Here is an 18,714-nt window from a genome sequence, read left to right on the forward strand (position 1 = left end):
GCTACTCCGCCGCCGCGAGCTCGGCCTTGACCTCGTCGAGGATGCGCCGGCCCTCACCCGCACCGATGCGGGCAATGTCGTCCTGGTATTTCAGCAGCACGCCGATCGTGTCGGACACGGTCTCTGGATCCAGCGCCACCTTGTCGAGTTCGGTCAGCGCACCGGCCCAGTCGATGGTCTCGGCGACGCCCGGCACCTTAAACAGCTCGATCTGGCGCAGCTTCTGGATGAAGGAGACCACTTCGGCCGAAAGCCGCTGGTTGGCCCGAGGCACCTTGCGGCGCACGATCTCCAGCTCGCGTTCCGCATTGGGATAGTCGACCCAGTGATAAAGGCAGCGCCGCTTCAGCGCGTCGTGGATCTCACGGGTGCGGTTGGTGGTGATGATGACAATCGGCGGCTCTTCCGCCTTGATGGTGCCGAGTTCAGGCACCGTCACCTGGAAGTCGGAGAGGATTTCGAGCAGAAAGGCTTCGAAGGCCTCGTCGGTGCGGTCGAGCTCGTCGATGAGGAAGACCGGGGCCGCGCCCGTCTTGCCGGTCAGCGCATCGAGCACCGGCCGGCGGATCAGGTATTTTTCGGAGAACACATTGCGTTCCATGGCGGAGCGCTCGACCTTGCCGGCAGCCTCCTCCATGCGAATCTCGATCATCTGCGCGGCGTAATTCCACTCATAGACGGCCGAAGAGACGTCGAGCCCCTCATAGCACTGCAGGCGGATGAGCCGGCGGCCAAGCGCCTCGGCCAACACCTTGGCGATCTCGGTCTTGCCGACGCCGGCCTCACCCTCGAGGAAAAGCGGCCGTTTCATGCGCAGCGACAGGAAAAGCACCGTTGCCAGCGACCGGTCCGCGACATAGTCCGCGCCGGTCAGCAGATCGAGCGTCTCGTCGATCGTCCGCGGCAAGGCGCGCGGTTTCAAGTCGCTCATTCTTTCTCCGTGGGTGCGACCGCCCCACTTTCCAGGACGTGGTAGCCGCGCGCGTGATAGATCAGCGGCCGCAAATTATCGCCCATGCGCAGGCCTGTCACCTTGCCAAAAAGCACACGATGGGTGGCAAGGTCCTTGGTGTCGATCAGCTCGCAGTCGAATACTGCGAGTGCGCCCTTCAGCGTCGGCGCGCCGGTGGAAATCACGTCCCATTCGCCGAGCGCGAAGCGCTCTTCGACCGGCAACCCAGTCATGCCGGAGAACCCAATCGACAGGGGCTCCTGGTGCGAAGCCAGCGTGTTCAGGGCAAATTTGCCGTTCTTTACGAACGGCTCGTTCTTGGGGTTTTCACGGTTGAGGCAGACCAGGATGGTCGGCGGCGTGTCCGACACGGAACAAGCAGCTATCACCGTCGCGCCACGCTTGCCGGCGGGTCCGTCGGTGGTCACCACATGGACGTGACCGGCAAAATGGCTCATCGCGTCGCGATAGGCCTGCGGTCCAATATCGTTTATCTTCAGCACTAGACATTTCCACAGCCAAAACCTGAACTGTTATATATGGCCAGACATCACGTGCCACAAGCGAAGTGCTTGGCCCATATCCCGAATTCGCGTGTTGCACCAAGGCCGGACAGCCTTTAGGTCTTGGCGGGAATTGGTGCTGCGCGCGTGTCGCGGGCTTGGAGGAACGGTTCGGCAGGATGCGATCCGGGGCAACGATATCCATCGCGCTGGCTTGGCTGTTGCTGACCGGCGCCGCCGGCGCCCAGACGCTCACGATCGGCGTCGCCGCGCCCCTGTCGGGACCATCGGCCATCCTCGGCAAGCAGATCGAGGCCGGCGCCGGGCTAGCGGCAGACGCGAACGGCATCCAGCTCAAGACCGTCGATGACGCCTGTACCGGCGACGGCGGCGCTGCGGCGGCCAAGGAGTTCGTGGCAGCCAAGGTCAATGTCGTGATCGGCTTCCTCTGCACGCAGGCGATCGAAGCGGCGATGCCTGTCCTGAAGGACGCCAGCATTCCGGTCATCACCGTCGGCGTGCGAACCGAAAGCCTGACCGACCGCCGCGCCAAGACGGGCTGGCCGGTCTATCGCCTCGGGCCGCGTGGCGATGACGAGCGCAACGCTGTCGCTTCCAACCTCATCCGGCTGTGGCGTGACGAACTGTTCGCCATCATCGATGACGGCACCATCTATGGCCGCGAAATCGCCGAGACATTTCGCGCGGCGGCGGAGCAGGCAGCGCTGAAACCGGTCTTCGTCGACACGTTCCGGCCGCAACTCGACAACCAGATCGGCCTAGTCGGGCGGCTGAAAAAGGCCGGCGCTACGCATGTCTTTGTCGGAGGCGACGGCGACGACATCGCCATCATGGGGCGCGATGCCGCCCAACTCCAGACGGGCATCGTCCTTGCCGGCGGCGAAAACCTGCGCACGCCGCCCGGCGACATTCCTTATGCAACGGGCACGCTGATGATCGCGCCGCCCGAATGGGCAGATGTCGCCGACCCAAAGGTGCTGGAAAGCTTTTCCGCGCAAAAGATCGTGCCGGACGGCTACACATTGCCGGCCTATGCGGCGGTCGAGGTCGCCAAGGCGGCGACGGCGGACGGCGCAAGCTCAGGCAAACCGCTGACCGATGCGCTCACCGGGCGTGATTTCACCACGGCGATCGGGCCGGTCCGCTTCGACCCCAAGGGCGACCTCAGCCAGAGCCCTTACCGCGTCTTCCGTTTCGACGGCACCCATTTCGTGCCCTTGGAAAGCAACTGATGTTCCGCACAGGCCCGCGCAACCTCATATCAGACGTTGCCGGCCTGCGCGTTGGCAATGCTTCCGATGCCAAGCTGAAATCCGGCGTGACGACTGTCCTTTGCGACGAGCCGGCGGTGGCGGGTGTGCAAATCCTTGGGGGCGCGCCAGGCACACGCGAGACGGATCTGCTGGAACCGCACAATGCTATCGAGACAATCCATGCCGTCGTGCTGTCGGGTGGTTCGGCTTTCGGCCTCGATGCTGCGTCCGGCGTGCAGGCCGCACTGCGCGAACGCGGCATCGGCTTCGAGGTGGGCGGCTTCCGGGTACCGATCGTGCCGGCTGCAATCCTGTTCGACCTGCGCAATGGCGGCGACAAGGACTGGGGCCGTTATCCACCCTATCGCGACCTCGGCTACGAGTCGGTACAAGCTGCGGCCGTCGATTTCCAACTTGGCACAGCCGGCGCCGGTACCGGGGCGCTGACTTCGGGCCTGAAGGGCGGCCTGGGGTCCGCCTCGACACTGCTCGACAATGGCGTCACCATCGGTGCGCTGGCCGCCGTCAACCCGACCGGCTCGGTGACCGTCGGCCGCACCCGCCATTTCTGGGCGGCACCCTTTGAAATCGGCGATGAATTCGGCAGGCTCGGTTATCCATCGCCCATGCCCGAAGACGCCAAGCGGATCTTGCTGAAATACCGCGACAAGGATCACGGGCGGCAGATGGAAACGGGCGGCAACACGACCATCGCCGTCATCGCCACGGACGCGATCCTCACCAAGGCCGCGGCGAAACGCCTGGCGATTTCGGCGCATGACGGCTTCGTGCGGGCTATCTGGCCGACGCATACGCCGGCCGATGGCGACTTGGTGTTCGCCCTGGCGACCGGCAGGAGTGGGATCGAACTCACCGCTGACGCCGCAGTCGATCTCTACGCCGCCGCCGGTGCCACCATGGCGCGCGCCATCAGCCGTGGCGTGTTTGCCGCGACGCCAGCCGGCAACGATCTGTTTCCCGTCTGGTCGTCGCGACTGGGCTAAAGCCTTCGTTCAAACCGGATTGGATTTTTCTTCCTCGAACGTCACCGCGACATCGGAATTCGCGGACAGCCACACCTTCTTGCCGTCGACCTCGGCAACCAGGGCCAGGGAAATATAGTGGTGATGGCCTTTGTGAGCGCCCTCGCCGCTGTCGGCCTTGGTCAGCTTGATGCGCTGGCCATCGACCTTGTCGACGGTTCCGATATGCACGCCGTCGGCGCCGACGACTTCCATGTGCTCACGAATTTTGCTGGTGTCGGTCATGTCAGGTTCTCCATTGGGGTGGTTGCCATTGGGACTGCCGACAATAACAAATGGCGAGCGGATTGGATGCATCGGCTGTGGTCCGCACGACGTTTTGATTTCTATTTCCGCTTGGCCAGCCTCTGTTTGCGCGGCAGCAACGTTGAGCATTTTGCCCGCCTCTGTTAGGACGCGGCCAACGCAACGCGAAGCTGGAAATCAATCCGTATGATCCCTCGCTACTCCCGGCCGGAAATGGTCGCCATCTGGTCGCCCGAAACCCGGTTTCGCATCTGGTTCGAAATCGAGGCCCATGCCTGCGATGCGCTGGCGGAACTGGGCGTTATCCCCAAGGAAGCGGCCAAAACCATCTGGGAAAAGGGAAGCGCGGCGGAATTCGACGTCGAGAAGATCGACGCGATCGAGCGCGTCACCAAGCATGACGTCATCGCCTTCCTCACCCATCTTGCCGAATTCGTCGGACCCGACGCGCGCTTCATCCATCAAGGCATGACGTCCTCGGACGTGCTCGACACCTGCTTTGCGGTGCAACTCACCCGCGCCAGCGACATCCTGCTCGCCGACATCGATGCGTTGCTTGCCGCACTCAAGCGCCGCGCCTTCGAGCACAAGGACACCGTCACCATCGGCCGCAGCCACGGCATCCATGCCGAGCCGACCACCTTCGGCATCAAGCTGGCGCAGGCCTATGCCGAATTCTCGCGCTGCCGCGAGCGGCTGGTGCACGCGCGCGAGGACATCGCCACCTGTGCGATTTCAGGGGCGGTCGGCACGTTCGCCAACATCGAGCCCTATGTCGAGGAACATGTGGCTCAAAAGCTGGGACTGAAGCCGGAACCGGTATCGACACAAGTGATCCCGCGCGACCGCCACGCCATGTTCTTCGCCACGCTCGGCGTCATCGCCTCCTCGATCGAGCGACTGGCGATCGAGGTCCGGCACCTGCAGCGCACCGAAGTGCTGGAAGCGGAAGAGTATTTTTCGCCGGGCCAGAAAGGCTCGTCGGCGATGCCGCACAAGCGCAACCCGGTGCTGACCGAAAACCTCACCGGCCTTGCCCGCATGGTGCGTTCCATGGCGCTGCCGGCGATGGAGAACGTGGCGCTCTGGCATGAGCGCGACATCTCGCACTCCTCGGTCGAGCGCATGATCGGCCCGGACGCCACCGTGACGCTCGATTTCGCGCTGTCACGCCTGACCAGCGTCGTCGACAAGCTGGTCGTCTATCCCGAGAACATGCTGAACAACATGAACAAATTCCGCGGCCTGGTGCATTCCCAGCGCGTGATGCTGGCTCTGACGCAGGCTGGCCTGTCGCGCGAGGACTCCTACCGGCTGGTGCAGCGCAACGCCATGAAAGTATGGGAGCAAGGCGCTGATTTCCTTGAGGAACTTCTTGCCGACAAGGAAGTGACAGCCGCGCTGCCGGAGACGCAAATCCGTGAGAAATTCGACCTGGGCTACCACACCAAGCACGTCGACACGATCTTCAAGCGGGTGTTCGGAGCGGCGTGAGCTTTCCTTCTCCCCGTTTACGGGGAGAAGGTGCCGGCAGGCGGATGAGGGGCAGCGCCAACTTCGGCGGTTAAAGCTACTCATCGCATTGTGTCAGAAACGATAACCTTGCAACCTCGGCGCCGCCCCTCATTGCCCTGCCGGGCATTTCTCCCCGTATAGCGACGGGGAGAAAGAAGCTGTGTTGACGCCCAATCAAGCCTTCCCAGGCACAGTCCTGATCACCGTGCCCCAGGGGTCCTCACGGGTCGTTGCGCTGCTCACATTGTCCGAACGCATCTCGACCCAGGCAAGGCCGGAGCGGGACGGGTCGCGGCGGCCGGCGCCGGCGCTCTGCCAGGCATTGGCGCCGATGTGGTGATGGTAATGGCCTGACGACAGGAACACCGCCTGGCCGCCATATTTGGCCACCGTGTCGAACCCGAACTCCTGGTTCCACCAGGCTTCCGCCTCTTCCGGCCTGCCGACGCGCAGATGGACGTGGCCGACAATGCTGTTTTCCGGCGCGCCTTGCCAGCCCGCGTCGCCGGCCGGCACTTCGGCAACGACAGAAGGAATGTTCATCCGCTCGGTCGCCATGGCGATCTTGTCGCCGTTCCATTTCCAGTCCTGCGGGCGGCGGTCGGCATAGATCTCGATGCCGTTGCCCTCGGGATCGGTCAAGTACAGCGCTTCGCTGACCAGATGGTCCGAAGCCCCCTCGATGGCGATCTTGTCTGCGATGGCGTGGTTGATCCAGCGGCCGAGATCGGCGCGGCTGGGCAGGAGGAATGCCGTGTGGAAGAGGCCGGCGCTGCGCGGATCGTCCGGCTTGGCGGACACGTCCGGTTCAAGCACCAGCAGCGGACGGTCGGCTGCGCCCAGGGTGATCGCGCCATCGGCACGGCTCAGTTCCTGCAGGCCGACAACCCGTCGGTAATAGGCCGCGAGGCTTTCGGCATCACGCGCCTTCAGCCCGACCCGGGCGACGCTCACCGGCGTGGTGGCGGCAAATGGCAGTTCGCTCATCATTGTCTCCGTTGCGGCAACGTTTCGCGAAGTTCCCAAAGCCAGGAGCCCGGCGCCGCCGATCATTGTACGTCGTGTCAGCGCCAAAATCCCGGTCCTCCACGGCTGTTTCTTTCCCAACAGACATCGTCGATCGCCATCGTTCACACAAGAGAGCGAAAAGCGAACATGGTGTTCACCATTGCGAGCGTAGGGCGCGTCCATCAACGGTTGCATCAGACAATCGCGCTCGCTATCTCAGCGCCATGAAAGTCAAAGACGCAGATATTCTGATCATCCCCGGATACACCAATTCCGGACCCGAGCATTGGCAGACCCGCTGGCAATCGAAGCTGTCGACGGCGCGACGCGTGGAACAGGCGGAGTGGTCGAAGCCGGTGCGCGAGGACTGGACGGCGAGCGTGGCCAAGGCGGTCAACGAGGCGCAGAGAGCTGTCGTTCTCGTCGCCCATTCACTGGGAGTGGCCGCGGCCGTACAAGCCATTCCGCAATTTCAAAAGCCGGTCGCCGGCGCCTTCTTCGTGGCGCCGCCCGACGTCGCCAACCCCACGATCAAACCGAGGCATCTGATGACCTTCGGCCCTTATCCGCGCGAGCCGCTGCCGTTTCCGTCGATCGTGATCGCCAGCCGCAACGATCCCTTTTGCCCCTTCGATGTCGCCGAGGACATCGCCGGCGCCTGGGGCTCGCTGTTTATCGACGCCGGCGAGACCGGTCATCTCAGCGAGGATTCAGGTTTTGGCCCCTGGCCCGAGGGATCGATGACCTTCGCCAAGTTCCTGACGGACCTGAAGGCTTAGAGCGGTTCAGCGCTTGATAGAATCGCCGACCCGCTCTAACTCTTTGTTTTCACGCAATTCCCTAGGGAAAGCGCTACGCGCTTTTCCTGGAATTGCTCTGGCGTCAGGCGCCAATCGAATCCTTGATGCCCTTGAGCAAGGTCTTTGCTCCCAGCGAAATCAGCGCATGCTCGGAGCCCGTGGCAAGCAGGCGGTAGCCCATCGACACGACGCGGCCGGCGATAGCCGGTTCGACGACGTAGATCGCGGCATGCTTGCCGGCCTTGCGGGTGCGCTCGGCAACCGAGGCCACCGTCTCCATCATGCTTTCCAGCGTGGAATTGACCGTGGCGCCGTTGGTCCAGGCGATCGAGAAATCGGATGGCCCGAGGAAAATGCCATCGATGCCCGGCGTATCGAGGATGCCGTCGAGCGCATCGAGCGCGGCGCGCGTCTCGACCATCGCAAACGCCATGGTGCGCTGATTGGTGTCACGCAGCCATTCGGCATAGTCCCCCTTGCCATGGCGGGGGAAGGCATAGGTCGGGCCCCACGAGCGCTCGCCGAGCGGGGGATATTTCATGGCGGCGGCGAACAGCTTTGCATCGGCCACCGAGTTGACCATCGGCGCAATGACCGCTTCGGCGCCGAAATCGAGGGCACGGCTGGCCATGTCGAAACGGCCAACGGGAATGCGCACCAGCGCCGGCTTGCCCACAGCCAGTACCAGTGCCAGGCCGCGCAGGACGCTGTCCTCGTGATGGCCGCCATGCTGCATGTCGAGTGTGACCGCATCGAAGTCCTGCCTGGCGAGGATCTCCACGGTCAGGGCATCCGGCACGCCCGACCAGGCGGTGACCAGCGTTTCATCGGCGGCAAGACGGGACTTCAGGGACATCTAATCTCTTCCTTGTTAACGCCGGCAGTTTCAGCCGGAAACCGCCGCAAAGGCAAAGAAAAACCGCCCGGATCGGCCGGGCGGTCGATTGGTCCAGTAAGAGGCCGGATCAGGTGTTCCTGATCTGCTCGATCGCCTGCGCCATCAGTTCGTCCATGGTGCGGCGGATCTGGTGATCGGACTGGTCGACGCCCGCAGCGTCGAAATCCTTGCGGATCTTGCGGAACACGTCATGGTCGCCGGCTTCCTCGATGTCGGAAACAACGACTTCCTTGGCGTAGGTGTCGGCGTCAGGACCGGATTTTCCGAGCTTTTCGGCGGCCCACAAACCAAGCGCCCTGTTGCGCCGCGCCGAGGCCTTGAACCGAAGCTCTTCGTCGAATGCAAATTTGCGCTCGAAGCCCTCTTCGCGGTCTTTCATGCTGCTCATGGCGTCCCTCCGGGTCAAATCCGATTCGTTGGCAGGTGAATATGTGTGTTGCCGAAGCACAAACCAAAAGGTCGCGGGCCGGTCAATATGCTTCGTCATATGCTGCGCTGCGGCATTTCAGTCCCGAAAGCGGTTGATTGGAAGGATTTGCCGATTGAGCAAACGGTGTGATTGGGATAGACCCGGCATTGAACGTCACCGTCGCCGCATTAATTCAGGCGGACGGGCAGGAAGTGGTTCGCTTGCCGCCTGCCCGCAAATCCAGAGAAAAATTCAAATGAAAAATCGCCGCCGCATTTATGAAGGCAAGGCCAAGATCCTCTATGAAGGACCCGAGCCGGGCACGCTGATCCAGTTCTTCAAGGACGACGCAACCGCGTTCAACAAGAAGAAGCACGAGGTCATCGACGGCAAGGGCGTGCTCAACAACCGCATTTCCGAATACATATTCAATCATTTGAACCGCATGGGCATTCCGACCCATTTCATCCGCCGGCTCAACATGCGCGAGCAGTTGATCAAGGAAGTCGAGATCATCCCGCTCGAAGTGGTGGTGCGCAATGTCGCCGCCGGTTCGCTGTCCAAGCGCCTCGGCATCGAGGAAGGCACCGTCCTGCCGCGCTCGATCATCGAATTCTATTACAAGGCTGACGCGCTCGACGATCCGATGGTTTCGGAAGAGCACATCACGGCGTTCGGCTGGGCAAGTCCTCAGGAGATCGATGACGTCATGGCGCTCGCCATCCGCGTCAACGATTTCCTCTCCGGCTTGTTCATGGGCGTCGGAATCCAGCTAGTCGACTTCAAGATCGAGTGCGGCCGCCTGTTCGAGGGCGACATGATGCGCATCGTCGTGGCCGACGAGATTTCGCCGGACTCCTGCCGCCTGTGGGACGTGGCGACGCAGGACAAGCTCGACAAGGACCGTTTCCGCCGCGACATGGGTGGCCTCGTCGAGGCCTATCAGGAAGTCGCCCGCCGCCTCGGCATCATGAACGAGAACGAGCCGCCGCGTCCCACCGGTCCGGTGCTGGTCGCCTCGACCGACGGCCTCAAAGGCAAGCCGCACTGACAGCGGCTTGCAACCCGATATTCAGAACAGGAGCACGTCCAGCGTGATCAAGGCCCGCATTACCGTCACCCTCAAGAACGGCGTTCTCGACCCGCAAGGCAAGGCAATCGAACACGCGCTGTCGGGACTGGGCTTCGAAGGCGTCGGCGCGGTGCGGCAGGGCAAGGTGTTCGACGTCGAGCTGGCGGAAAGCGACAAGGCCAAGGCTGAAGCCGACTTGAAGGCCATGTGCGACAAGCTGCTGGCGAATACGGTGATTGAGAATTATAGTGTGACGCTTACCTGAGGTTGTGTCGGAGGCAGCATGCCGGAAGTCACGATTGAGTTGATGTTCGAGCTGCTGAAGCGCGTGCATCACGAAATTGGTGAGCTTCGTCAGGACGTTTCCGAGACGAAACGGGAATTGAATGTTATGCGGGGTCACATGGTGGCAACGCAAAGTGACATCCATAACATCTATGGCATTCTCGCCCGCCAGGATGATCGACTTGAACGCATAGAACGCCGTCTCGACCTGCGCGAACTTGCCGAAGCTCAGAGGCCTTACGAACCAAAATGAAATCAGCCGTCGTCCTTCTCCCTGGCCTCAACCGAGACCGCGACATGATCGCGGCGCTGACCAAGATTTCCGGACAGGCGCCGGCAACCGTCTGGCAGACCGACACCGAAATCCCCGATGTCGACCTGATCGCCATTCCGGGCGGCTTCTCCTTCGGTGACTATCTGCGCTGCGGCGCGATCGCGGCACGCATGCCGGTGATGCGGGCGGTCGCCGAAAAGGCGGCCAAGGGCGTGATGGTGATCGGAGTCTGCAACGGGTTCCAGATCCTGGTCGAGGCGGGACTGCTGCCCGGTGCGCTGATGCGCAACACCTCGCTGAAGTTCGTCTGCCGGCAGGTCAAGCTCGAAATCGCCAACGCCAACACCATGTTCACCCGTCGCTATCAGCCGGGCCAGATCATCCGCTCGCCGGTGGCGCATCATGACGGCAATTACTTTGCCGACGCCGACACGCTTGCCCGTCTCGAAGGCGAAGGCCAGGTGGTGTTCCGCTATGCCGAAGGCACCAATCCGAACGGCTCGATCAACGACATTGCCGGCATCGTCAGTGAACAAGGCAATGTGCTTGGCCTGATGCCGCATCCCGAGAACCTGATAGAAGCGGCGCATGGCGGCAATGACGGCAGGGCGCTGTTCGAAGGCGCCTTGGGCATTGCCGCTTGAAGTTTGCAACCGCAACCTCGAGAATTGCGGCAGTTCAAAATCATAGCGTGAGGGAGAGACGGTCATGAAACTCTATTCGCGGCCGCTGTCGCCCTACTCGTCGATCGTTCGGGCACTGGCCTATATCAAGGACGTGCCACTCAAGATCATCGCGCCGCCGCCGGGTTTTCCGATCCCCGAGGAGTTTCGCGCCATATCGCCGATGAACCGGATTCCGGTTCTGATCACCGGCTCGGGCGAAACGATCGTCGAATCGGTGGTCATCGCCGAGTATCTCGAAGAACGGTTTCCCGAACCGGCGCTGTTGCCGCCCGATTCGAAGGACCGCGCGCTGGTGCGCATGTTCGCGCGCATCACCGATCTCGATGTGCTGACGCCGACGATGAAGCTTTTCGAGCTGCATTTCGTGCCGAAGCGCAACACTGCCGAGATCGACGCCCAGTTCGCCCGTCTCCACCATGGGCTGGCGGCCATCGAGGCACGCATGGCGCAAGGCCCCTTCGCGCTCGGCAACGACATCAGCCTTGCCGATGCCTGGCTGACGCCGACACGGTTCATCCTCAACAATTTCCGCTCCATGACAGGCCGCCACGACCTGCTCGACGCCTATCCCAAATTCGATGCTTATCAGCAGATCGCTTCGCAGCATCCCGCATTGTCCAGGGTATGGGGCGAGATGACCGACGGCCTGAAGATCTTTCCGTCCGAACTCGAAATGGGTGCCGCTTGATCAAGAACAGGACGATCGCCCTGATCGCCGCGTCAGGCTTTGCCTTGGCATCGTGCCAATCGAGCCCCAAGAGCACGCCCGTGCCGTCGGGCAAAAGTGCCGCGCTGCTGGCGATGGAACAGGTGGCGATATCGGCTCACAAATGCTGGATCGCCAGCAAGGATCCAGCCTTCAAGCAATATCAGATGGCCAATGAGCTGAACTCGTTCAGCGGCCAGCCGCGCTTCCTGCTGGTGCCGGCCAAGCACTATGGCGGCAAACCCTTGCTGGTCGTGCAGGCGCAGGGGAATTCAAGCCATATCGACGTCTTCGGACCGTTGATGAACGACCCGCTTGGCGCACGCATCAGCTCGGATGTCGCGCGCTGGCAGGCCGGCAATCCGGCCTGCGCAGCCACAGCCTGAGCCAGCCATGGGCCGGTTCCTGCAGACCGGAGGGTTGGTTGTTGGCCTGATAGCGCTCGCCCTGCAGTTCTCGATCACCATTCCGGCATCGATGGAAGCAGGCCGCAGCCTGGCGGGCTCGATCGTGTTCTATTTCAGCTTCTTCACCATCCTGACCAACATTGGCGCCGTGCTGGTCCACACCTCGCTGTTGTCATCCAGCGGCTATGCGTGGCTGCCGGCCTTTGCCGGACCACGGATGCGCGCGGGCGTCGCGGTTTCGATCACTCTGGTCTTCATTGTCTATGCCACTGTGCTGGCGCGGCTCTGGCAGCCACAAGGCCTGTTCCTGCTTTGCGACGTCCTGCTGCACTATGTGACGCCGGTGCTGTTTGTCCTGTGGTGGCTGATATCAGGCGCCGACGGCAGAACGAGATGGAGCGACATCTCCTGGTGGGTTGTCTATCCCATCGCCTATCTGGCCTATGCGCTGGCCCGGGCGCCGCTGGCGGGCGAGGTGCCCTACCCCTTTCTCGATATCGCCAGGAACGGCGTCGAGAGCGTCACTGTAGCGGCGCTCGCAATCACCGCGCTGTTCGTGGCGATATGCGTCGTCGCCGTTTTCGTCGATCACGGCATCAAGCGCGTCAGGAGCAAAGGCGCCCGATAGGCCGGGTGCTATTCCCAGAGCCGCTTGATGCCCTCGCGGTGAGCGTCGCAGCGCGAGAGGCCGATGTCCTTGAGTTGATCGTCGGTCATCTCCAGCAGTGCCAGCCGGCCGCGCCGGCGTTCCAGCAGATGGTCGATCCATTTCGCCAGCGACCTGACCACTTGCACAAGCCGGCCGGCGAAGCCGCGCTGCCCGGTCGGGCGAGCAGGCTGGCCGAGTAATTCGGTTCTCGGGTGGTGGAATGTTCCGATTGTATCCATTTTCTTTCTGCCCGAATATCAATTGCACCCTTTTTAGCGCGCTATTGATATGTATTGACTCCCAAAACGGTGCAATATAGAAAATTGTCACCATGACAAATTGGGTTCCAGATCTCACGGGTTCAGGTCCGCTGTATCAGCGCCTCGCGGATTCCATCGAAGCGGATATCGACCGGGGTGTGATCGGCGCCGGGGCAAAGCTGCCGCCACAGCGCGACCTCGCCTACGACATCGGTGCCACGGTCGGCACGATCGGCCGGGCCTATCAATTGCTGCGTGAGCGCGGCCTCGTCAGTGGCGAGGTCGGACGGGGCACCTTTGTGCTGGGCGAGAACATTGGCGTTACAAAGCCAGAGGCCCCCGACACCAGCGTCGAAGGCACTCGTTCCGTCGATGCCCCCAAGGACAAGCTGCGTTTCGACAGCACGGCAGCTCCGGACATCGGCCAGGGCGCCATTGTCGCCGACGTCCTGTCGCGCACCGCACAGGACCATCCGCATGAGATTTCGAGCTACACGCGCGATTTCCCGGATCGCTGGTACGAAGCCGGCGCCCGGTGGCTGTCACGGAACGCCTTCCGGCCAACGACCGATACAATCGTCCCCACTCTCGGCACTCATGCCGCGGTGATGGCCGCGATCGCGGCCCTGACGACGCCGGGCGACTATGTCGCCTTCGAGCACCTCACCTACTCGCAGATTTCCCGCAGCGCCGGCCTGATCGGCCGGCGCACCGCGCTTGTGGCCTCGGACGATGAAGGCCTCGATCCGGCGGATTTCGAACGGGTCTGCGCGCAAAAGCATCCCAGGATGATATTTCTGATACCGACGGCGCAGAATCCGACCTTGGTGACCTTGTCGCCGGCGCGCCGCGAGGCGATCGCGCGTGTCGCCCGTGAATACAACGTCATCCTGATCGAGGATGACCTCTACGGCCATCTGACCGACGACCCGACACCGCTGCTTGCCGAATTTGCGCCCGAACGCACCATCATTGCCGGCGGCCTGTCGAAATCGGTCGCCGCCGGTCTGCGTGGCGGCTGGCTCTCCTGCCCGCCCGCCTATCGCCATCGCATCCGTGTCGCCCACAAGATGATGACCGGCGGCATGCCATTCCTGTTGGCGGAGGTGAATGCCCGGCTGGTGCTTTCCGGCCAGGCCGGCGAAATCCGCAAGCGCAGCATCGCGGAGATCAGCGCCCGCATGTCCATAGTGCGCGAAAGTCTGGCGGGCTTCTCATTCAAGTCGCACGACAAAGTGCCATTCGTCTGGCTCACCCTGCCCGATCCCTGGCTTTCCGGCACCTTCAAGAATGCCTGCCTGGAGCACGGCGTGCTGATCGACGATGAGGATGAATTCAAGGCTGGGCGCTCGGAGCGGGTTTTCCATGGGGTGCGCTTCGGTGTTTCGCAGCCGAGGCGGCGCGAGGATATTGCGGGCGGCGTCGCGGTGATCAGGCGGCTTCTGGACGAAGGCCGCGCAGGTTACGACAGCTTTTCCTGAACCGTGCGCCCCCCAGCTTGCCCCGAGACGCCGCCTTGCGAAACTGGGACTTGAACCGGACTCGGATCAGCCTTCGGCCTTGAAGTTTTTGGCTTCCTTCTCGGCCTTGTCCTTACCGTGCTTCTCGGCCAATTCCTTGGCTTGCCGGGGCGAAGCGTCGGTGGTCTCCGCTATATGGAGAGCCTCCTTGTCCGAGAGGCGATTGTCGTTCTTGCCTTGCTTGGTAGCCATGATCCTGTCTCCTAGTGATAGGGACCTAACGACCGGGGCATCATGGCGTTCCCCATTTGGCTTTACGAGGCTCCAATAGCTGGCTGGGCGCCTTCCGTCGCGTACGGAAGGGTCTGGCGCGATCCGTCGTGGTCATCACCCTGTTGCTTTCTGCCTTTTTCCTCCGCCGACGGGTGTATCGGCCGCAAAGCTTGCGATAAGAGGAGACTCAAAATCCCTGCTCCATGGACATAGACCGCCGCCCATGACCATTTCCAATTCTGTGCCGATCACACCGGACCTTATCGCCGCGCATGGGCTGAAGCCCGACGAGTATCAGCGCATATTGGATCTGGTCGGACGCGAACCGAGCTTTACCGAACTCGGCATTTTCTCGGCGATGTGGAACGAGCACTGCTCCTACAAATCCTCGAAGAAATGGCTGCGCACCTTGCCGACCACCGGTCCGCAGGTCATCCAAGGCCCGGGCGAGAATGCCGGCGTGGTCGACATCGGCGACGGAGACTGTGTCGTCTTCAAGATGGAAAGCCACAACCACCCGTCCTTCATCGAGCCTTATCAGGGTGCGGCGACCGGCGTTGGCGGCATCTTGCGCGACGTCTTCACCATGGGCGCGCGACCGATCGCGGCGATGAACGCGCTGCGCTTCGGTGCGCCCGACCATCCCAAGACCAGGCATCTCGTCGCCGGCGTGGTTTCCGGCGTCGGCGGCTACGGCAATGCCTTCGGCGTGCCGACGGTCGGCGGCGAGGTCAATTTCGACGCCCGCTACAACGGCAACATCCTAGTCAACGCCTTTGCCGCGGGACTTGCCAAGACCGATGCCATCTTCCTGTCCGAGGCAAAGGGCGTCGGCCTGCCGGTCGTCTATCTCGGCGCCAAGACCGGCCGCGACGGCGTCGGCGGCGCCACCATGGCCTCGGCCGAATTCGACGACAAGATCGACGAGAAGCGCCCGACCGTGCAGGTCGGCGACCCCTTCACCGAAAAATGCCTGTTGGAGGCCTCTCTCGAACTGATGGCCTCGGGCGCCGTGATCGCCATCCAGGACATGGGTGCGGCCGGCCTAACCTGTTCGGCGGTCGAAATGGGCGCCAAGGGCGACCTCGGCATCGAGCTCGACCTCGACAAGGTGCCGGTGCGCGAAGAGCGCATGAGCGCCTACGAGATGATGCTGTCGGAAAGCCAGGAGCGCATGCTGATGGTGCTGCGCCCCGAAAAGGAAAAGGAAGCCGAGGCGATCTTCCACAAATGGGGCCTCGACTTCGCCATCGTCGGCAAGACCACCGACGATCTGCGCTTCCGCGTGCGGCACCAGGGCGACGAAGTCGCCGACCTGCCGATCAAGGATCTCGGCGACAAGGCTCCCGAATACGACCGCCCGTGGGTGGAGTCCAAGAAGCCGGCGCCGCTTGCCGCCAACGACATCCCGCAAGCCGACCTCGCCGATGCGCTGCTGAAGCTGCTAGGCGGACCGGACCTGTCCTCGCGTCGCTGGGTGTGGGAACAGTACGACACGCTGATCCAGGGCAATTCGCTGCAGATTCCGGGCGGGGATGCCGGCGTGGTGCGCGTGGAGGGACATCCGACCAAGGCGCTGGCCTTCTCCTCCGACGTGACGCCGCGCTACTGTGAAGCCGACCCCTATGAGGGCGGCAAGCAGGCGGTGGCCGAATGCTGGCGCAATTTGACCGCTACGGGCGCACTGCCGCTCGCTGCCACCGACAATCTCAATTTCGGCAATCCCGAACGGCCAGAGATCATGGGCCAGCTGGTCGGCGCGGTGAAGGGCATTGGCGACGCCTGCCGGGCGCTTGGTTTCCCGATCGTGTCCGGCAACGTCTCGCTCTACAACGAAACCAACGGCCAGGGCATCCTGCCGACACCGACCATCGGCGGCGTCGGCCTGATATCGGACTGGTCGAAGATGGCGCGGATCGGCTTTGCGGCGGAAGGCCAGATGATCCTGCTGGTCGGCGCACCGGCTTCCTGGGGAACGCATCTTGGCCAGTCGGTTTATTTCAGGGATATCCACGGTCGCAGCGATGGCCCGCCGCCGCCGGTCGATCTCGAGCACGAGAAGCGCGTCGGCGACCATGTACGCTCGTTGATCGCGTCCGGCATCGTCACGGCGGCGCATGACGTCTCCGACGGCGGCATCGCGGTGGCGCTGGCCGAAATGGCGATGGCGTCGGGCATCGGCGCGACCGTTCCCGGACTGGTCGGTACCGATCCGATCCCGGTCTGGTTCGGCGAAGACCAGGGCCGCTATCTCCTGACGCTGTCGATCGATCCGCATGGCGATGAATGGGACGCTATCCGCAAGCAGCAGGGCGAACTGGGCATCTTCGCGCCGTGGATCGGCTCGACGGGGGGCAACGGGCTGAAACTCGGCGATGCCAGGGCAATCCCGGTCAGCGATCTGACCGCCGCTCATGAAGGCTGGTTCCCGCGTTTCATGGATCAGGCCAATTGACGAGAGCATGATCCCGAAAAGTGGAAACCGGTTTTCGGAAAAGATCCTGCTCAATCATAAGAAACTGGCCGTACGGGCGCTGCTTGCAGTCGTCTTCTGGCCGTCGCTGTTCTTCTTCTGGTGCCTCGGACCGTTCGTCTTCTTCCTGCTGTCGACGACCTCGAGTGAGGTTTGTCCCAGGCTGGAAACACGCGCCGAATTTCTCGCCGCGGCCAACGACACGCTTCCGATGCTGGTCCTGCAGAACCTCATCTATGCGGTTCCGATCGTCTGCCTGGTGCTTTGGAACCGGCTCCTGCCGGAGCCAACGCGAGCCAGGCACATCGTCACCTGCATCAAGCTTTTCGCCGTCTCGGCTGTCTTGGGGGCCTTGTGGGAGTATGGCTCTTCGCTCGTCTGCGATGGTTACGGTCAGCCGTTCTTCTCGCCTGCCTGGCGGATGACCAGCTATTTGCCGATCGCCAACCTGGCGGTCAACACCCCGCTCTACGTGCTGGTCTTCAGCCTTGGCCGCGCCTTCTCGATGCGCGAGGATGAGCCGGCGCAGGGGCCTGGGTGAAACCATCTCCTGAACACCAACGGAACGGACACCGGACGGAACCGCTTCAATCCGGATTGGAAAGGCTTTAGGCTTGTCCGACTCTCATCGCATGGGCCGCCGCGCCGCCGCCCTCCCGAAACAGGAATTTCTGCAATGGCAATGGACGCCCACGACATCGAAAAACTGATCAAGGACGGCATACCGGATGCCCGCGTGACGATCCGCGACCTCGCCGGCGACGGCGACCATTACGCGGCCGAAGTCGTGGCCGAGAGCTTTCGGGGAAAAAGCCGCGTCCAGCAGCACCAGATGGTCTATGACGCACTGAAGGGCAATATGGGCGGCGTGCTGCATGCGCTGGCGCTGCAGACCAGCGTTCCCGACTGAGGCATTCCCACCCGACACGCTTGGCCCAAAACGGCCCATTCTTTGCGCCATTCGGGTGATGGCATGGCTAAAGTCTTGTTTCGGGCAACCTATGGGTTTATTTGAAAGACATGCTTCGAGCCTGACTCCCACAGGCGTGAAAGGATATTCCATGAGCGGTATCAACGACTACATCGACAATGAAGTGAAGGGCAACGACGTCGTCCTTTTCATGAAGGGTACGCCCGGCTTCCCGCAATGCGGGTTTTCCGGCCAGGTCGTGCAGATCCTCGACTATATCGGCGCCGACTATAAAGGCGTGAACGTCCTGGACTCGGCCGAGCTGCGCCAGGGCATCAAGGACTATTCCAACTGGCCGACGATCCCGCAGCTCTACGTCAAGGGCGAATTCGTCGGCGGCTGCGACATCATCCGCGAAATGTTCCAGGCCGGCGAGTTGCAGACCTTCCTGGTCGAGAAGGGCGTGAGCGTCAAAGGCGCCGCCTGACTTCAGTATCGGGCATGTCGATATCGACATGCCCCGGCCACCGGGGCGGCCCCACCTCGGCAATTTTTTACATCCCGGATCCCGGGACCAGGACGAGCCAATGCGCCGGCCCGCCGGCGCGTTT

Annotated in this window: 24 protein-coding genes; 16 read left to right on the plus strand and 8 right to left on the minus strand. The window is 62.5% G+C overall.

Annotated elements, in window-relative coordinates; genetic code table 11:
* Nucleotide 1 precedes the first annotated feature (1 nt).
* Nucleotides 2–931, minus strand: coding sequence for an AAA family ATPase (locus FJ970_RS21525; protein WP_140755144.1), 930 nt, complete (start codon nt 929–931; stop codon nt 2–4).
* Complete coding sequence (locus FJ970_RS21530; protein ID WP_140755146.1) at nt 928–1,455, minus strand: flavin reductase; 528 nt, start codon at nt 1,453–1,455, stop codon at nt 928–930. Before FJ970_RS21530 ends, FJ970_RS21525 begins: the two co-directional genes overlap by 4 nt.
* Nucleotides 1,456–1,634: 179 nt before the next feature.
* Between FJ970_RS21530 and FJ970_RS21535 the strand changes: the two genes are divergently transcribed.
* Together FJ970_RS21535 and FJ970_RS21540 are read left to right on the plus strand one after the other, a co-directional pair.
* On the plus strand, nt 1,635–2,708 hold the full coding sequence (locus FJ970_RS21535; RefSeq protein ID WP_140755148.1) for a branched-chain amino acid ABC transporter substrate-binding protein: 1,074 nt from the start codon (nt 1,635–1,637) through the stop codon (nt 2,706–2,708).
* Nucleotides 2,708–3,733 carry a P1 family peptidase gene (locus FJ970_RS21540; RefSeq protein WP_140755150.1) on the plus strand — a complete coding sequence of 342 codons (1,026 nt, stop codon included), beginning with the start codon at nt 2,708–2,710 and terminating at the stop codon, nt 3,731–3,733. The genes FJ970_RS21535 and FJ970_RS21540 overlap by 1 nt, the downstream gene beginning before the upstream one ends.
* A 9-nt stretch (nt 3,734–3,742) precedes the next feature.
* On the opposite strand, the gene FJ970_RS21545 is transcribed toward FJ970_RS21540, so the two are convergent.
* On the minus strand, nt 3,743–3,997 hold the full coding sequence (locus FJ970_RS21545; protein ID WP_140755758.1) for a DUF2171 domain-containing protein: 255 nt from the start codon (nt 3,995–3,997) through the stop codon (nt 3,743–3,745).
* 207 nt (nt 3,998–4,204) lie between these two features.
* Between FJ970_RS21545 and purB the strand changes: the two genes are divergently transcribed.
* A complete protein-coding gene (purB, locus tag FJ970_RS21550) occupies nt 4,205–5,512 on the plus strand; it encodes an adenylosuccinate lyase (protein ID WP_140755152.1) in 1,308 nt (435 codons plus the stop codon).
* Between the two features lie 195 nt (nt 5,513–5,707).
* On the opposite strand, the gene FJ970_RS21555 is transcribed toward purB, so the two are convergent.
* Nucleotides 5,708–6,520, minus strand: a complete 813-nt coding sequence (locus FJ970_RS21555) for a VOC family protein (RefSeq protein ID WP_140755154.1) — start codon at nt 6,518–6,520, stop codon at nt 5,708–5,710.
* A 245-nt stretch (nt 6,521–6,765) separates the two neighbouring features.
* Between FJ970_RS21555 and FJ970_RS21560 the strand changes: the two genes are divergently transcribed.
* The gene (locus FJ970_RS21560; protein WP_140755156.1) at nt 6,766–7,320 is read left to right on the plus strand and encodes an RBBP9/YdeN family alpha/beta hydrolase; all 555 of its coding nucleotides are present in this window, start codon (nt 6,766–6,768) and stop codon (nt 7,318–7,320) included.
* A 103-nt stretch (nt 7,321–7,423) separates the two neighbouring features.
* Here FJ970_RS21560 and FJ970_RS21565 read toward each other — a convergent pair whose 3' ends face one another.
* Nucleotides 7,424–8,197, minus strand: a complete 774-nt coding sequence (locus FJ970_RS21565; RefSeq protein WP_140755158.1) for an HpcH/HpaI aldolase family protein — start codon at nt 8,195–8,197, stop codon at nt 7,424–7,426.
* 109 nt (nt 8,198–8,306) lie between these two features.
* Nucleotides 8,307–8,627, minus strand: a complete 321-nt coding sequence (locus FJ970_RS21570; RefSeq protein ID WP_140755160.1) for a DUF1476 domain-containing protein — start codon at nt 8,625–8,627, stop codon at nt 8,307–8,309.
* Nucleotides 8,628–8,904: 277 nt separating this feature from the next.
* Between FJ970_RS21570 and purC the strand changes: the two genes are divergently transcribed.
* The 7 genes from purC to FJ970_RS21605 all read left to right on the plus strand — a co-directional run bounded on the left by purC (nt 8,905) and on the right by FJ970_RS21605 (nt 12,706).
* Nucleotides 8,905–9,699, plus strand: a complete 795-nt coding sequence (purC, locus tag FJ970_RS21575) for a phosphoribosylaminoimidazolesuccinocarboxamide synthase (protein ID WP_013532127.1) — start codon at nt 8,905–8,907, stop codon at nt 9,697–9,699.
* A gap of 43 nt (nt 9,700–9,742) precedes the next feature.
* Complete coding sequence (gene purS, locus FJ970_RS21580; RefSeq protein WP_140755162.1) at nt 9,743–9,985, plus strand: phosphoribosylformylglycinamidine synthase subunit PurS; 243 nt, start codon at nt 9,743–9,745, stop codon at nt 9,983–9,985.
* A gap of 18 nt (nt 9,986–10,003) precedes the next feature.
* Complete coding sequence (locus tag FJ970_RS21585) at nt 10,004–10,258, plus strand: hypothetical protein (protein ID WP_140755164.1); 255 nt, start codon at nt 10,004–10,006, stop codon at nt 10,256–10,258.
* A complete protein-coding gene (purQ, locus tag FJ970_RS21590) occupies nt 10,255–10,923 on the plus strand; it encodes a phosphoribosylformylglycinamidine synthase subunit PurQ (protein WP_140755166.1) in 669 nt (222 codons plus the stop codon). The genes FJ970_RS21585 and purQ overlap by 4 nt, the downstream gene beginning before the upstream one ends.
* Nucleotides 10,924–10,987: 64 nt before the next feature.
* Nucleotides 10,988–11,653 (plus strand): glutathione S-transferase family protein, encoded by a 666-nt coding sequence (locus FJ970_RS21595; RefSeq protein WP_140755168.1) that lies wholly within the window; start codon nt 10,988–10,990, stop codon nt 11,651–11,653.
* Nucleotides 11,650–12,057, plus strand: coding sequence for a hypothetical protein (locus FJ970_RS21600; protein WP_140755170.1), 408 nt, complete (start codon nt 11,650–11,652; stop codon nt 12,055–12,057). Before FJ970_RS21595 ends, FJ970_RS21600 begins: the two co-directional genes overlap by 4 nt.
* Nucleotides 12,058–12,064: 7 nt before the next feature.
* On the plus strand, nt 12,065–12,706 hold the full coding sequence (locus tag FJ970_RS21605) for a Pr6Pr family membrane protein (RefSeq protein ID WP_140755172.1): 642 nt from the start codon (nt 12,065–12,067) through the stop codon (nt 12,704–12,706).
* Nucleotides 12,707–12,714: 8 nt separating this feature from the next.
* Here the strand turns inward: FJ970_RS21605 and FJ970_RS21610 are convergent, their stop codons facing one another.
* Nucleotides 12,715–12,966, minus strand: coding sequence for a DUF1127 domain-containing protein (locus FJ970_RS21610; RefSeq protein WP_140755174.1), 252 nt, complete (start codon nt 12,964–12,966; stop codon nt 12,715–12,717).
* A 92-nt stretch (nt 12,967–13,058) separates the two neighbouring features.
* Here FJ970_RS21610 and FJ970_RS21615 point away from each other — a divergent pair, with 92 nt between their 5' ends.
* A complete protein-coding gene (locus tag FJ970_RS21615; RefSeq protein WP_140755176.1) occupies nt 13,059–14,468 on the plus strand; it encodes a PLP-dependent aminotransferase family protein in 1,410 nt (469 codons plus the stop codon).
* A 66-nt stretch (nt 14,469–14,534) separates the two neighbouring features.
* On the opposite strand, the gene FJ970_RS21620 is transcribed toward FJ970_RS21615, so the two are convergent.
* Complete coding sequence (locus FJ970_RS21620; RefSeq protein ID WP_181178252.1) at nt 14,535–14,699, minus strand: hypothetical protein; 165 nt, start codon at nt 14,697–14,699, stop codon at nt 14,535–14,537.
* Between the two features lie 244 nt (nt 14,700–14,943).
* On the opposite strand from FJ970_RS21620, the gene purL reads away from it, so the two are divergent.
* The 4 genes from purL (at nt 14,944) to grxD (ending at nt 18,590) form a co-directional block, all read left to right on the plus strand.
* Nucleotides 14,944–17,175 (plus strand): phosphoribosylformylglycinamidine synthase subunit PurL, encoded by a 2,232-nt coding sequence (purL, locus tag FJ970_RS21625; protein ID WP_140755178.1) that lies wholly within the window; start codon nt 14,944–14,946, stop codon nt 17,173–17,175.
* Between the two features lie 7 nt (nt 17,176–17,182).
* Entirely contained in the window at nt 17,183–17,734 is a 552-nt protein-coding gene (locus FJ970_RS21630) for a hypothetical protein (RefSeq protein WP_140755180.1), read from the plus strand.
* 135 nt (nt 17,735–17,869) lie between these two features.
* Nucleotides 17,870–18,103 carry a BolA/IbaG family iron-sulfur metabolism protein gene (locus FJ970_RS21635; RefSeq protein WP_015318146.1) on the plus strand — a complete coding sequence of 78 codons (234 nt, stop codon included), beginning with the start codon at nt 17,870–17,872 and terminating at the stop codon, nt 18,101–18,103.
* A 151-nt stretch (nt 18,104–18,254) separates the two neighbouring features.
* Complete coding sequence (gene grxD, locus FJ970_RS21640; protein ID WP_013895877.1) at nt 18,255–18,590, plus strand: Grx4 family monothiol glutaredoxin; 336 nt, start codon at nt 18,255–18,257, stop codon at nt 18,588–18,590.
* Nucleotides 18,591–18,714: the final 124 nt, after the last annotated feature.

It is taken from the genome of Mesorhizobium sp. B2-1-8 (assembly GCF_006442545.2).
Classification (GTDB): domain Bacteria; phylum Pseudomonadota; class Alphaproteobacteria; order Rhizobiales; family Rhizobiaceae; genus Mesorhizobium.

Coding starts and splice junctions, on each gene's coding strand:
- FJ970_RS21525 (WP_140755144.1), bottom strand. CDS start 931: ATGAGCGACTTGAAACCGCGCGCCTTGCCGCGGACGATCGACGAGACG.
- FJ970_RS21535 (WP_140755148.1), top strand. CDS start 1,635: ATGCGATCCGGGGCAACGATATCCATCGCGCTGGCTTGGCTGTTGCTG.
- FJ970_RS21540 (WP_140755150.1), top strand. CDS start 2,708: ATGTTCCGCACAGGCCCGCGCAACCTCATATCAGACGTTGCCGGCCTG.
- FJ970_RS21545 (WP_140755758.1), bottom strand. CDS start 3,997: ATGACCGACACCAGCAAAATTCGTGAGCACATGGAAGTCGTCGGCGCC.
- purB (WP_140755152.1), top strand. CDS start 4,205: ATGATCCCTCGCTACTCCCGGCCGGAAATGGTCGCCATCTGGTCGCCC.
- FJ970_RS21555 (WP_140755154.1), bottom strand. CDS start 6,520: ATGAGCGAACTGCCATTTGCCGCCACCACGCCGGTGAGCGTCGCCCGG.
- FJ970_RS21560 (WP_140755156.1), top strand. CDS start 6,766: ATGAAAGTCAAAGACGCAGATATTCTGATCATCCCCGGATACACCAAT.
- FJ970_RS21565 (WP_140755158.1), bottom strand. CDS start 8,197: ATGTCCCTGAAGTCCCGTCTTGCCGCCGATGAAACGCTGGTCACCGCC.
- FJ970_RS21570 (WP_140755160.1), bottom strand. CDS start 8,627: ATGAGCAGCATGAAAGACCGCGAAGAGGGCTTCGAGCGCAAATTTGCA.
- purC (WP_013532127.1), top strand. CDS start 8,905: ATGAAAAATCGCCGCCGCATTTATGAAGGCAAGGCCAAGATCCTCTAT.
- FJ970_RS21585 (WP_140755164.1), top strand. CDS start 10,004: ATGCCGGAAGTCACGATTGAGTTGATGTTCGAGCTGCTGAAGCGCGTG.
- purQ (WP_140755166.1), top strand. CDS start 10,255: ATGAAATCAGCCGTCGTCCTTCTCCCTGGCCTCAACCGAGACCGCGAC.
- FJ970_RS21595 (WP_140755168.1), top strand. CDS start 10,988: ATGAAACTCTATTCGCGGCCGCTGTCGCCCTACTCGTCGATCGTTCGG.
- FJ970_RS21605 (WP_140755172.1), top strand. CDS start 12,065: ATGGGCCGGTTCCTGCAGACCGGAGGGTTGGTTGTTGGCCTGATAGCG.
- FJ970_RS21610 (WP_140755174.1), bottom strand. CDS start 12,966: ATGGATACAATCGGAACATTCCACCACCCGAGAACCGAATTACTCGGC.
- FJ970_RS21615 (WP_140755176.1), top strand. CDS start 13,059: ATGACAAATTGGGTTCCAGATCTCACGGGTTCAGGTCCGCTGTATCAG.
- FJ970_RS21620 (WP_181178252.1), bottom strand. CDS start 14,699: ATGGCTACCAAGCAAGGCAAGAACGACAATCGCCTCTCGGACAAGGAG.
- purL (WP_140755178.1), top strand. CDS start 14,944: ATGACCATTTCCAATTCTGTGCCGATCACACCGGACCTTATCGCCGCG.
- FJ970_RS21630 (WP_140755180.1), top strand. CDS start 17,183: ATGATCCCGAAAAGTGGAAACCGGTTTTCGGAAAAGATCCTGCTCAAT.
- FJ970_RS21635 (WP_015318146.1), top strand. CDS start 17,870: ATGGCAATGGACGCCCACGACATCGAAAAACTGATCAAGGACGGCATA.
- grxD (WP_013895877.1), top strand. CDS start 18,255: ATGAGCGGTATCAACGACTACATCGACAATGAAGTGAAGGGCAACGAC.